Below are 13,101 nucleotides of genomic sequence, written 5' to 3' on the forward strand. Positions count from 1 at the left end.
GCCGCCATGCGTCAGGAAGAGCAGCAGGTCACGCAGGACCACCCCGAAGCCGTCCGGTCCGCGCCGGTGCCGGTTCCACCCCCCGGCGACCAGGGCGCCGGCGACGGGCCCGAGGCCGACCGCGCCGGCCGGGCCGGGGTGCCCGAGGACGCGCTGGACGACCGGGGCACCTTCGACGACCCGGCGGTCGCCGGCGAGGGCGACGACCGCCGGGACGCGGAACTCGACGAGACCCGGGCGTACGACGCGGGGGACCTCCGCGACGCGGAGGCCGCCGACGCCGACGACCGGCCGGTGTACCACGACCCGGCGCCGCTGCCGACCGCCTTCGGGGCGACCTCGGTGGGCGACGCGGTGGCTGCCTCGGCGATGGCCAGCGGCCGGCCCGAGGACGAGCGGGACCCGCGCGGCGAGGACACCGCCGTGCCGGGCGACGGCGCTCCGGGCCGGACCGATGCGTTCGACGACGAGCGGGCCGACCCGACTGCGGGCGACCGGCTGCACGACCCGGACCGCTGGGAGGCCGCCCACTCCGGCGTGGCGCGCGACGACGCGTCGGCCGCCGGGGCCGGGTACGGCAGCGCCAAGCCGGCGATGGTCGACCCGGACACCAGCACCGCCGCGGCCGGCGCGGGCGCGGCCGGGGCGGCGCTGGCCGGCGCGGCCCGGCCCACCCCGGGCGCGGTGCCGGCCGACGCGGCCACGCTCTTCGCGCCGGAGACCGCTCAGGATTTCCGGGACCGGTGGCGCGACGTCCAACTCCGCTTCGTCGACGACCCGCGGGCCGCGGTCGGTGAGGCGCAGTCGCTGGTCGAGGAGGCCATCGAGGCGCTCTCCGCCGCGCTGCGTGAGCAGAAGACCAAGCTGGGCAGCTGGCAGGAGTCCGGCTCGGCCGACACCGAGCAGCTCCGGGTCGCCGTGCGCGGCTACCGGGACTTCCTGGATCGGGTCCTCGGCCGCTGACACATCCCGCTCGGAGCCCCGGCCGGAACGGCCGGGGCTCCACCGTCTGTGGAAGATCGCCCTCCCGGCATGAAATTTCGCAAAGTGGGTACCTGCGGCGCAGTGTCGCCTCGGAGGGAGCAAACGGGATGGGTGGCGGTCTTCGGTTGAACATGAACGCCCTGGATTACCTGATCCTGGCGCTCTACTTCATCACGGTCCTCGGCATCGGCTTCGCCGCGCGACGGGCCATCCGCACCAGTGTCGACTTCTTCCTCTCCGGGCGGTCACTGCCCGCCTGGGTGACCGGCCTCGCGTTCGTCTCGGCGAACCTGGGCGCCCTGGAGATCATCGGCATGGCGGCCAACGGCGCCCAGTACGGCGCCATGACCGTCCACTACTACTGGATCGGCGCCGTGCCGGCGATGGTCTTCCTGGGCATCGTGATGATGCCCTTCTACTACGGCTCGAAGGTCCGCAGCGTCCCCGAATACCTGCGGCTGCGCTTCAACCGGCCGACCCACCTGCTGAACGCGATCAGCTTCGCGGTCGCCCAGGTGCTCATCGCCGGGGTGAACCTCTACGCCCTCGCGCTGATCATGCAGGCGCTGCTCGGCTGGCCGCTCTGGGTGGCGATCGTGATCGGCGCGCTCATCGTGCTGGCCTACATCACCATCGGCGGCCTGTCCGGCGCGATCTACAACGAGGTGCTCCAGTTCTTCGTGATCATCGCCGGCCTGGTGCCGATCACCGTGATCGGCCTCGTGAAGGTCGGCGGCGTGAACGGCCTGATGGACGCGGTGCGCGACTCCAAGCTCGGCGAGGCCGGGCTGCACGCCTGGCAGAACACCGGCAGCACCGACAATCCGCTCGGCGCGCACTGGCTGGGCATCGTCTTCGGCCTCGGCTTCGTGCTCTCGTTCGGCTACTGGACCACCAACTTCGCCGAGGTGCAGCGCGCCCTGTCCGCCCGGAACATGAGCGCGGCCCGCCGGACGCCGATCATCGGCGCGTACCCGAAGCTGCTCATCCCGCTGGTCACCGTCATCCCCGGCCTGATCGCCCTGGTCACCGTGAAGGGGCTCGGCGCCGAGGAGGGCGACCTGGTCTACAACAACGCGATCCCGCTGCTCATGCGTGACCTGCTGCCCAACGGGGTGCTCGGCATCGCGGTCACCGGCCTGGTGGCCTCGTTCATGGCCGGCATGGCGGCCAACGTCAGCGGGTTCAACACCGTGTTCACGTACGACATCTGGCAGGCGTACTTCCAGCGGGACCGCCCGGACGAGTACTACGTGAAGGTGGGCCGGATCGCCACCGTGGTGGCGGTGGTGGTCGGCATCGGCACGGCGTTCATCGCGGCCGGGTTCAGCAACATCATGAACTACATCCAGGCCCTGTTCTCGGTGTTCAACGCCCCGCTCTTCGGCACCTTCATCATCGGCATGTTCTGGAAGCGGATGAGCCCGCTCGCGGGCTTCTGGTCGCTGCTGGCGGGCACCGTGGTGGCGATCGGGACCTACCTGCTCCACCTGGCCGACGTCGTCCGCTTCAACTCCGACCTGGAGGAGAGCTTCTGGGGCGCCGGCCTCGCCTTCGTGACGGTCGCCGTCGTGGCGGCGATCCTCACCCCGCTGACCCGCCCGAAGCGGAACGACGAGCTGACCGGCCTGGTCTACGGCCTGAGCGACGCCACGCTGAAGGACGACTCGCTGGCCGGTGACACCGCCTGGTACCGCTCCCCGGTGCTGCTCGGCGTGATCGCCGTGGTCCTCGCCGCCCTCTTCTACATCCCGGTCTTCTGAGAAAGGGAGGCACGCTATGGCAGACAACCCCGAACGCCACCGCCGGGGCGAGGCCCACGACCCGTTGGTCGAGGAGACCGAGGCCGAGGAGGCCCGATCGGCGGCGGCGCGGCTGTTCGACATCCGCCGGGTGATCGGCGGGCTGTTCGTCGTGTACGGGCTGATCGTGGGTCTGATGGGCCTCTTCGACTCGTCCGCCGAGATCGACAAGGCGCAGGGCGTCCGGATCAACCTCTGGGCCGGTCTGGCGATGCTCGTGTTCGGGCTGCTGATGCTGCTCTGGCAGTGGCTGCGCCCCACCGAGCCGCCGGAGCCACGCGCCGCCGAGTAGCGCTGACCACGGCCCCGGGACGCCCGTCCCGGGGCCGTCGGCATGGCCGGGCCCGCACGGGGTACGCCGTGGGGATCACGGAACGGGACAGGAGGGCAGCAGCATGACGGATCGCGACCGCGGTGGCGAGCGGCCGCTGGAGGAGACCCCCGAGGTGGCCGCCGCGGTGGACGACGACAGCACGGTGCCGCAGTTGCGCACCGGTGGCACCGACCCGGACAATCCCGTCTTCACCGAGCCCGACGGCGCGGTGCCCGACACCGGTTCGCCGGACATCCTCGGCGACCCGTACGCGGCCGGGACCGGGGCGACCGGCACCGGCACCGGGGCGGGCGGGGACAACATCCGGACGGGCGCCGAGCAGCCGTGGGATCCCGAGGACCTGGTGATGGCCCGCGGCCAGGACCTCACCCCGGAGAACCTGGAGCAGGCCCGCCGCGACCTGGCCGAGCTGGGCCGGGCGGCGATCGAGAGGACGGTCCCCTGACGCCCGGGGGCCCCTGGTCGACGTGGGGTCGACCAGGGGCCCGGGGAACCCGCGCGGCGGTGCCTCACTCCCGCCGCCGCGGGTGGGCCGGCCGGCTCAGGAGAGCGCCGGGTAGGCGTTCTTCATGAGCTCCTGGAACTGAGCGGAGAACCAGGCGCCGGAGATCGGCGCGTTGGGCAGGGCCCCGCTCAGGCTGTTGCCGTTGCGGGCGTTGCCGGTGTAGGTCGGGTCGCACATCCGGTCGAAGCCCTTGCCCTCGTCGTTCGGGATGAGGGTGCTGGAGCCGTCCGACTCGCCCGGCGGCTTCACCCAGACGTACGCGTCGATGCCCGGCTCGGGGTTCGCCCGGGGACGCTCACCGAGGCCGGCCCCGGCCTGGTTGCACCAGTTGCCGGCGTGGATCCGGCGGTCGATGCGGCCACCGTTGACGTAGGTGTCCACGCTGGTGGTCGCGCCCGGGCCGGTGGGCCGGGCGGTGCCGCCCCAGCCGTTGCGGGAGGTGTCGATCAGCATGCCGATGTTGCTGTCGAACCCGACCGAGACCAGCTTCTGCCGGAAGCCCTGGGCGAAGGACAGCTCGTCGACGTACTGGTTCCAGTCGATCCACTTGGACTGCCGAACGCTCGTGCCGTTCACCGTGTCCGTGATCTTGACGTACGGCTCCTTGAGCGCCGAGTAGTTGGCCGTGTTGACGATGAAGCCGTGCACGTTGTGCACGGTGCTGCCGGACGCGACGGCCGCGCTCTTCAGCATGTCGGCGGTCGGGCCGAAGTTGCTGTCCCAGCCGATCCAGCCGTGGTGCGCGGCGTCGATGTAGTTGTAGACGTTGCCGAGAGTGCCCAGCTTGGCCAGGGCGTAGCCGACCCCGTTGACGTAGGCGCCGTTGGCCTTGACCGTGTCGCACATCGCGGTGCCGCCCGCATTGCCCGAGGTGTTGGTCACCAGGTTGGGCAGCGAGTCGATCTCGATGATGTTGATGATCCGCAGGTTCTTGTACTTCGGGTCGCTCTGGATCGCCGCGATCGGGTCGATGTACTCCGCCTTGTAGCGGGGCAGGTCGTTCGGGCCCAGCTCACCGTTGGAGGCCAGCGCGGCGCAGTCGCGGCCGGGCAGGTTGTAGATGACGAACTGGATGTAGCCGGCGCCCTGGGTGAGAGCCGCGTCCAGGTGGTCGCGGACACCCATCGAGCCGTTCGAGCTGCTGCCGTCGGTGCCCTCGATGGCGGCGATCCGGTCCAGCCAGACCGCGGTCGGGTTGTTCGAGACCCGGCTGCCGCCCGGCTCGGCGTCCGCCTTGGCCTTCCACTCGGGATTCACGTACCCCTTCACCCCGGCGTACGGGTTGTCGACCTTCTGGCCCGGCGTGGTCGGCGTCGGGCTCGGGCTGGTCGGCGTGGGGGTGGGGCTCGTCGGCGTCGGGGTCGGGCCGGTCGGGGTCGGCGTCGGGTTCGTGGTGCCGCCGTTGCAGACCGTGCCGTTCAACGTGAACTGGGCCGGCTTCGGGTTGCTGCCGCTCCACGCGCCGTTGAACCCGATGCTGGTGCTGGCGCCGGTGCCCAGCGAGCCGTTGTAGGACTCGTTCTGCGCGGTGACGTTCTGGCCGCTCTGCGACCACTTCGCCGACCAGCCCTGCTGCACCCTCTGGCTGCTGTTCGGGAAGGTGAAGCCGAGGTTCCAGGAACTGAGCGGGTCGCCGAGGTTCCTGATGGTCACCGTGGCGGTGAAGCCACCGGGCCAGTCGCTGGTGGTGTAGTCCACACTGCACTGGGTCGCGGCCTGTGCCGCGGTGACCGGGAGGGTCACCAGTCCACCGGCGACCAGGACGCCGGCGCCGGTCAGCGCGAGCGCCCGGCTGCGGCCGGACAGCCTTCTCCACAGATTCATGCCACTGATCTCCTTGGGCGAGACCGGATCCGCGTACGGCCCGGCGGAAGGGCGCTCGGACGTCCGTCAGGGGACGGATGTCGCGCCACGGGTGTCTTCGGGGGTGCCCGACCCGGACGGGCGTGATGGTGGTGGTGGCGACCGGCCCCACGGGACCGGTCGAGGAGTCGGACGCCGTCCGGTGACCCGGCTGCCCTCGACGTCTGAACTCGCGGTGTGGCTCCCCGAACCGCGTGCAGCGATTCTTGCATGGGAGCGCTTCCATGGCAATGACTCGATGCGACCGACCCATGGAAGGGCCGAAACGGTACGGCGCGGCCCGGGCGGCGCAGCCCAGGCGCGACCGCCCGAGGCGGCACACCCGGGTCTGGGGAGCCGTGAGGTCCACAAAAGGTCGCTTAGCACTCCAAATGCGCTCGTCGCCTGCAAACTCCTAAACACGAATGTTTCCCCGGATAACTCGCGAAAGGGGCTAACGTCGGTCGTAGCTCGAGGGACGTCGGGCTCAGGACAAATAGGGATGGAGTGAGGCAGGTCATGGCTAAGAAGATGCTCGGGAAGCTCGTTGCGGGTGCCGCTCTCGGTGGCGCGTCCCTGCTGCTGTTCTCGCCCGGGGCGGCGAACGCAGCCAGCGCGAACGCCGTCGCCAAGCCGCAGGTCAGTCTTCCCGGTACCTGCTCTGGGGACCACGAGGACTGGGACCACAAGAACTGGGACCGCAAGGACTGGGACCGCAAGGACGAGGACCGCAAGGACCACGACGGCAAGGACCACGACCGCAAGGACGAGGACCGCAAGGACCACGACCGCAAGGACGAGGACCGCAAGGACCAGGACGGCAAGCACGACGACGGCAAGGACCACGACCGCAAGGACGAGGACCGCAAGGACCAGGACCGCAAGCACGACGATGGCAAGGACCAGGACCACAAGGACTGGCAGGGCAACGAGTCCTGGCAGCAGGGCGCCGATGGCCAGGGCGGCGGCATTGTCGCCGACCAGCCGGGCGACGAGCAGGACCGCAAGGACGAGAACGGCAAGGACGAGAACCGCAAGGACGAGAACCGCAAGGACGAGAACCGCAAGGACGAAGAGCGCAACGACCGGGACAACAAGGAGCACGACGCCAAGGACCGGGACCGGAGCGACGAGGACCGCAAGGACCAGGACCGCAAGGACGAGGACCGCAAGGACGAGGACCGCAAGGACGAGGACCGCAAGGACCACGACGGCAAGGACCAGGACCGCAAGGACCAGGACCGCAAGGACCAGGACCGCAAGGACGAGAACCGCGACCGGGACAACTGCATGCCGCGTGGCCACGTCGACGGCGGTGACGGTGGCATGACCACCACCAGCCTGGACCGCAACCTGGCCGCCAGCGGGGTGAGCGTCATCGGCGCCGCCGCCCTGGGCGGCATGATCCTGCTGCGCCGGCGGCGGGGCGATGGCCTCGTCTGACCGGACGGCGACACGGGCCGGCGGCCGTCACGGGAGACCGTGGCGCGCCGCCGGCGCCGCTGTCGTCGTCCTGCTCGCCATGGTGGGCGCCGGCATGATCGGGGCGTCCGTGCGGACCGTGCCGCCGCCCCGCCCGCCCCAGCCGCTCGCCCAGGCCGGGCCCGCCGACCTGTCCTCGTCTCCGACCACCATCCCGGGCCCCGCGGGCGGCATCGGCGCGGACACCGCCGAGCAGGCGTCCGTTGACGACGATTCCACCACGCCGCACCCGGACCTCACCCCCGCCGGACTGCCCCGATCGACCCCGACGACCATCTCGATCCCCCGGATCGGAGTGAACGCCGAGATCATGACCCTCGGCATGAACTCGGACGGCACGGTCCAGGTGCCCCCGCTGGAGCAGGCCATGAAGGCGGGTTGGTACTCCCCGGGGCCCAGTCCCGGCGAGGTCGGCAACTCGGTCATCGTCGGCCACGTCGACTCGGCCAAGCTCGGGCCCGCCGTGTTCTTCAACCTCGGCTCGCTCCAGACGGGCGACACCATCTCGATCGCCCGGGAGGACGGGTCGGCGGCCACGTTCACCGTGACCGAGGTGAAGTCGTACCCGAAGGCGGCCTTTCCCACCGAGCTGGTCTACGGTCCCTCCGACAAGCCCGGCCTGCGGGTGGTCACCTGCGGTGGGGCGTTCGACGAGAGCAGCCGCAGCTACGTCGACAACGTCATCGCCTTCGCCAGCATGGCGTGAAGCGGCGCGGCCCGGTGGTCGGGTCACCGACCCACTTAGGCCGGGTGGGCGCCGCGAAGGGGCGCGGCCCGGTGGTCGGGTCACCGACCACCGGGCCGCGCCGGCGTGCGTACCGCGTCAGGCCGCCGCCGAGGTCCGCACCAGGGTACGGATCTGCCGCAGCAGCACCGACAGGGCGGACAGGTCGGCGCGGGACTCGTCGAACTCCCCCATCGCCCGGTGCGCCCGGTGGATCGAGGTGGCGTTCGCCTGCTCCCACTCCTGCACCCGCTCGACCGGCGGCAGGCTGTCCGGAGTGGAACCGAGAACCTCCGCGGTGAGCGCGGCCAACGCGGCGTACAGGTCGTAGCGCAGCGCCATGCGGGCCAGGGTCTGCCAGCGGTCCTCCCGCGGCAGCAGGGAGATCTTCGACAGCAGGGCGTCCACCCGGAACCGGTCGGAGAGGACGAAGTAGACCGAGGCCACCTCGCTCACGTCCCGGCCGGTCGACTGGGCGGTCTCCACCACGTCGAGCAGGCCGAAGCTGTACATCAGCCGGGTCGCCTGCTCGGCCAGGTCGCGGGGCAGCCCCTTGCCGGTCAGCGAGTCGATGTGGGCAGCGATCGCCTCCCGCTCGGTGCCGTAGAAGAGGTTCTCCAGCCCCGGCAGGAGCCGGGCCACCCCGTCGCGCAGGCGGGCGATCTCCCCCGGCACGTCGATCGGCGAGCGCCGGTTGGTGACCAGCCAGCGCACCGCGCGGTCGAGCAGCCGGCGGGTGTCCAGGTAGACGCTGGTCTGCAGGTCGGGCGAGACCTTGTTGTCCAGCGCCTCGACCGCGTTCCACAGCTCGCGCAGCCCGAACACCTCACGGACCACCACGTACGCCCGCAGCACATCCGCCGCCGAGGCGGCCGTCTCCTCGACCACCCGGAAGAGGAACGTGATGCCGCCCCGGTTGATCGCCTCGTTGACCAGGACCGTGGTGACGATGTCCCGGCGCAGCCGGTGCTGGCCCATCCGGTCGGCGAACCGCTCCCGCAGGGGGGTCGGGAAGTAGTTGACCAGGACGTCGGTCGTCCACTCCTCGTCGGCCAGCCCCTCGGCGACGATCTCCCGCTCCAGCACGATCTTCTCGTACGCCAGCAGCACCGCGAACTCCGGCGCGGTCAGCCCGGTCTCACCGCGCACCGCCAGTTCCTCGTCCGGCGGCAGCGCCTCCAGCGCCCGGTCGAGCTGACCGGCCCGCTCCAGCTCGTTGATCATCCGGCGGTGCACCGGGAGCAGCGAGGCGGCCTGGGCCTGGGCGTTGTTCAGCGCCCGCGCCTGGTCGTAGTTGTCCCGCAGCACCAGTTCGGCGACCTCGTCGGTCATCTGGGCCAGCAGCTCGTCGCGGTCCGGCCTGTCGAGCGCGCCGTCGGCGACCGCCGTGTTGAGCAGGATCTTGATGTTCACCTCGTGGTCGGAGCAGTCCACACCGGCCGCGTTGTCGATGAAGTCGGTGTAGATCCGGCCGCCGCCCGCCGCGTACTCGATCCGGCCGTGCTGGGTGAAGCCCAGGTTGCCGCCCTCGCCGACCACCCGGCAGCGCAGGCCCTTGCCGTCCACCCGGATGGCGTCGTTGGACTTGTCCCCGACCTCGGCGTTGGTCTGCGTCGACGCCTTCACGTAGGTGCCGATGCCGCCGTTCCAGAACAGGTCGACCGGTGCGGTGAGGATGGCCTTCATCAGCTCCTGCGGGCTGAGCTGCGTGACGTCGTCGTCGAGGCCGAGCACCGCGCGCACCTGCGGCGAGACCGGCACCGACTTGGCGGCCCGCGGGTAGATCCCGCCGCCGGCCGAGATGAGCTCGGCGTTGTAGTCCTCCCAGGACGACCGGGGCAGGTCGAACAGCCGCTTCCGCTCGTCCCACGAGCTGGCCGCGTCCGGATCCGGGTCCAGGAAGATGTGCCGGTGATCGAAGGCGGCCACCAGCCGGATGTGCTTCGACAGCAGCATCCCGTTGCCGAACACGTCGCCGGACATGTCGCCGACGCCGACCACCGTGAAGTCCTGGGTCTGGGTGTCGTGCCCCAGCTCCCGGAAGTGCCGCTTCACCGACTCCCAGGCGCCCCGGGCGGTGATGGCCATCTTCTTGTGGTCGTAGCCGGCCGAACCGCCGGAGGCGAACGCGTCGCCCAGCCAGAAGTTGTGCGCGGCGGAGATCTCGTTGGCGATGTCGGAGAACGTCGCGGTGCCCTTGTCCGCCGCCACCACCAGGTACGGGTCGTCGGCGTCGTGCCGGACCACGTCCTCCGGCGGCACGATCTGGCCGCTGGAGATGTTGTCGGTGACGTCGAGCAGCGCGCCGACGAACTCCTTGTAGCAGGCCACCGCCTCGTCCCGGTCGCCCGGCTTCTGCTTGAGCACGAAGCCGCCCTTGGCGCCCACCGGCACGATCACGGCGTTCTTCACCATCTGCGCCTTGACCAGGCCGAGCACCTCGGTGCGGAAGTCCTCGCGCCGGTCGGACCAGCGCAGGCCGCCCCGGGCCACCGGCCCGAACCGCAGGTGCACGCCCTCGAAGCGGGGCGAGTAGACGAAGATCTCGAACTTGGGTCGCGGCGCCGGCAGCTCCGGGATCGCCTGCGGATCCAGCTTGAACGCGACATACGGCTTGGGCCGCCCGCCGACCGGCTTCTGGTAGAAGCTGGTGCGCAGGGTGGCCTGCATCAACGTCAGGTAGGAGCGCAGGATCCGGTCCTGGTCGAGGCTGGCCACGTCGTCCAGCGCCTCGCCGATCGCGGTGACCAGCTCGCCGCTGCGCTCCCGCCGCTCGTCCAGGGTGGACGCGCCCGGCCGGAACCGGGTCTCGAAGAGCTCCACCAGCAGCGAGGCGATCCGCGGGTACGCGATGAAGGTCTGCTCCATGTACTCCTGCGAGAACACGGTGCCGGCCTGCCGCAGGTACTTCGCGTACGCCCGGAGCACCACCACCTGCCGCCAGGTGAGCCCGGCCCGGAGCACCAGCTCGTTGAAGCCGTCCACCTCGGCCTCGGCCCGCCAGGCGGCGGCGAAGGCGTTCTCCACGTGCGGGCGGACCTCGGACAGCTCCTGGTGCGCCTCGGGCAGTTGCAGCCCGAAGTCGTAGAGCCAGATCCGGCCGTCGACGCGCTCCACCTCGTACGGGTGCTCGTCGACCACCTTGACGCCGAGCGAGTGCAGCACCGGCAGCACGGCGGAGAGCATCATCGGCTCGCCGTACCGGTAGACCTTGAACCGGACGTCCATGGACTCGTCGGTCTGGACGGCCCGGCCGGCGGCGTTGGTGCGCGGGGCGAGCTGCTTGCGGAACAGGTGCATCTCCAGCTGGCCCGGCTCCTCCAGCAGCTCCAGCTTGGCCAGGTCCTTCATCGCCTCGTACGGCGTGTGCCCGTCCTTGTAGCCCTCCGGGAAGGCATCGGCGTACCGGGCGAACAGGTGCTTGGCCTGCTCGTCACCGAGCTTGCGCTCCAGCACCAGCCGGTAGTCGTCGTCCCACAGCCGGGTCGCGTCGGCCAGCTCCTCGGCGAGGAGGTCGGCGTCGATCTCGCCGGGCGGGCTGCTCGGGTCGGTCCGGACGATGAAGTGCACCCGGGCCAGCATCGACTCGGTCACCCGGGTGGTGTAGTCGACCCCGACGCCGTTCAGCTCGCGCAGCAGGATGTCCTGCATGCGCAGCCGGTTCTGGGTGGTGAACCGGTCCCGCGGCAGGTAGATCAGGCAGGAGATGAACCGCCCGTACGCGTCCCGGCGCAGGAACACCCGCAGCTGCCGGCGGCCGGCCATGCGGAGCACACCGATCACCGCGTGGTAGAGGTCGTCGGTCTTGATCTGGAACAGCTCGTCGCGGGGGTAGGTCTCCAGGATCTGCAGCAGGTCCTTGCCGGAGTGGCTGCGCAGGCTCAGGCCCGAGCGGTCCAGCACCTCGGCGACCTTGCGCCGCACCACCGGCAACTCCTGGACGCTGGTCCGGTAGGCCGCCGTGGAGAACAGGCCCAGGAAGCGCCGCTCCCCGACCACCTCGCCGGCCTCGTTGAAGATCTTGAAGCCGATGTAGTCGAGGTAGGCCGAGCGGTGCACGGTGGCGCGCGAGTTGGCCTTGGTGATGATGAGCAGGCGCTTCTCCAGCACCTTCTCGTGCGCCTCGGGCGTCATCGAGTTCAGCGACCGGGCCTCGGGCGAGTCGGACCGCAGGATGCCCAGCCCGGTGCCGAGGACGGCCTCCAGGGCCTGGCCACCGTCCGCGCCGTCGGTGTCGACCAGCCGGTACTCGCGGTAGCCGAGGAAGGTGAAGTGGTCGTGCGCCAGCCAGCGCAGCAGCTCCACGGAGTCGGTGATGTCCTTCTCCGGCACGGGCGGGCGGTTGTCCGAGGTGCGGGCCGAGGCCAGTTCGTCGGCCAGGGCCAGGGCACGCTGCCGCATCTTCGGCCAGTCCTCGACGGCCTCCCGCACGTCGGTGAGGACCCGCTGCAGCTCCCGGCGTAGCTTCTCCCGCTCGGCCGCGTCGCGGACCGGGTCGATCTCGATCCGCATCCAGCTCTCGACCAGGTCGCCGGCGATCGCGTCGTCCGGCTCCACGTCCGCGGAGACCTCGGTCAGCCGGCCCAGCGGCTCGCGGCGGACCACGACCAGCGGGTGCACCAGCAGATGCACGTCGAGGTGGTGCGAGTTCAGCAGCGCGGTCACCGAGTCGACCAGGAACGGCATGTCGTCGGTGACGATCTCGATCACGGTGTGGTGCTGCTGGGCGTCCGGCTCGTGGATGCGCAGCTTCAGCTCGCCCGGCACCCGCTGCTGGGCGAGGTCCCGGTGGGCCCGCGCGGCGTCGAGCATCTCCTCGGCGGTGAAGCCGATCAGCTCCTCGTCCGGCGCGAACCGCCAGAACCGACCCACCAGGGTGGCCGCGTCCTGGTCGTCACCGGCCAGCGCGACGGCCTGGGCGACCAGGCGCTCCGCGTTGGGTACCGGCTCGTCCAGCTCGCCGTCCTCGGACTCGTCGCCCAGGGTCTGCGCGGGCAGGCCCAGGTCGTAGAGGGTGTCGATGCTGGAACCGGTCATCCCGGTCACTCCTGTGTCGAGACGGCCGAAACCGTCCCCGTCGGTCGCCGAATCGAAGCTGTCATCGTCCCGGCTGGTGTCAGCCTGCCGGAGGTCGGGTCCCGGTTTGATCGCCGGACGCCGGTCCATCGGTGCCACTCCCCTCGACCCACCGCGTTGTGGGTCACTCTGCCGCCCAGCCTAGGCCTGCCGCTGTGCCCCTTCGTCGGCGGACCACTGGCCGGACGTCCGGATCGGGACTCTGTCCTTTCACCCGTTGCGGGTCCGTGGTCGGCCGGTCGCGGAGTACCCGGACTGGCGATGTTCATCACACTGCCACACGGCACTCTTTGCCTGCGCAAGGGCCGTGCCGGGGCGGTGGGGAGCGACGCCTCGTACTAGCGTGCAGGGC

Annotated in this window: 8 protein-coding genes; 6 read left to right on the forward strand and 2 right to left on the reverse strand. The window is 70.8% G+C overall.

Annotated elements, in window-relative coordinates:
- Positions 1 to 6: 6 nt before the first annotated feature.
- From ACFYPD_RS00685 to ACFYPD_RS00700, 4 genes are all read left to right on the forward strand, one after another.
- Positions 7 to 963 carry a hypothetical protein gene (locus tag ACFYPD_RS00685; RefSeq protein WP_387107258.1) on the forward strand — a complete coding sequence of 319 codons (957 nt, stop codon included), beginning with the start codon at positions 7 to 9 and terminating at the stop codon, positions 961 to 963.
- Positions 964 to 1,091: 128 nt separating this feature from the next.
- Entirely contained in the window at positions 1,092 to 2,747 is a 1,656-nt protein-coding gene (locus ACFYPD_RS00690; RefSeq protein ID WP_387107261.1) for a sodium:solute symporter family protein, read from the forward strand.
- Positions 2,748 to 2,763: 16 nt separating this feature from the next.
- Positions 2,764 to 3,078 (forward strand): hypothetical protein, encoded by a 315-nt coding sequence (locus ACFYPD_RS00695; protein ID WP_387107263.1) that lies wholly within the window; start codon positions 2,764 to 2,766, stop codon positions 3,076 to 3,078.
- 103 nt (positions 3,079 to 3,181) lie between these two features.
- Entirely contained in the window at positions 3,182 to 3,565 is a 384-nt protein-coding gene (locus ACFYPD_RS00700; RefSeq protein WP_387107265.1) for a hypothetical protein, read from the forward strand.
- 96 nt (positions 3,566 to 3,661) lie between these two features.
- On the opposite strand, the gene ACFYPD_RS00705 is transcribed toward ACFYPD_RS00700, so the two are convergent.
- On the reverse strand, positions 3,662 to 5,449 hold the full coding sequence (locus tag ACFYPD_RS00705) for a glycoside hydrolase family 6 protein (protein WP_387107267.1): 1,788 nt from the start codon (positions 5,447 to 5,449) through the stop codon (positions 3,662 to 3,664).
- 537 nt (positions 5,450 to 5,986) lie between these two features.
- Between ACFYPD_RS00705 and ACFYPD_RS00710 the strand changes: the two genes are divergently transcribed.
- Positions 5,987 to 6,910 (forward strand): hypothetical protein, encoded by a 924-nt coding sequence (locus ACFYPD_RS00710; protein ID WP_387107270.1) that lies wholly within the window; start codon positions 5,987 to 5,989, stop codon positions 6,908 to 6,910.
- On the forward strand, positions 6,897 to 7,655 hold the full coding sequence (locus tag ACFYPD_RS00715) for a class F sortase (protein WP_387107271.1): 759 nt from the start codon (positions 6,897 to 6,899) through the stop codon (positions 7,653 to 7,655). The genes ACFYPD_RS00710 and ACFYPD_RS00715 overlap by 14 nt, the downstream gene beginning before the upstream one ends.
- A 117-nt stretch (positions 7,656 to 7,772) precedes the next feature.
- Here ACFYPD_RS00715 and ACFYPD_RS00720 read toward each other — a convergent pair whose 3' ends face one another.
- Complete coding sequence (locus ACFYPD_RS00720; RefSeq protein ID WP_387107274.1) at positions 7,773 to 12,839, reverse strand: NAD-glutamate dehydrogenase; 5,067 nt, start codon at positions 12,837 to 12,839, stop codon at positions 7,773 to 7,775.
- Positions 12,840 to 13,101: the final 262 nt, after the last annotated feature.

It is taken from the genome of Micromonospora sp. NPDC005299, from assembly GCF_042872345.1.
GTDB lineage: Bacteria > Actinomycetota > Actinomycetes > Mycobacteriales > Micromonosporaceae > Micromonospora.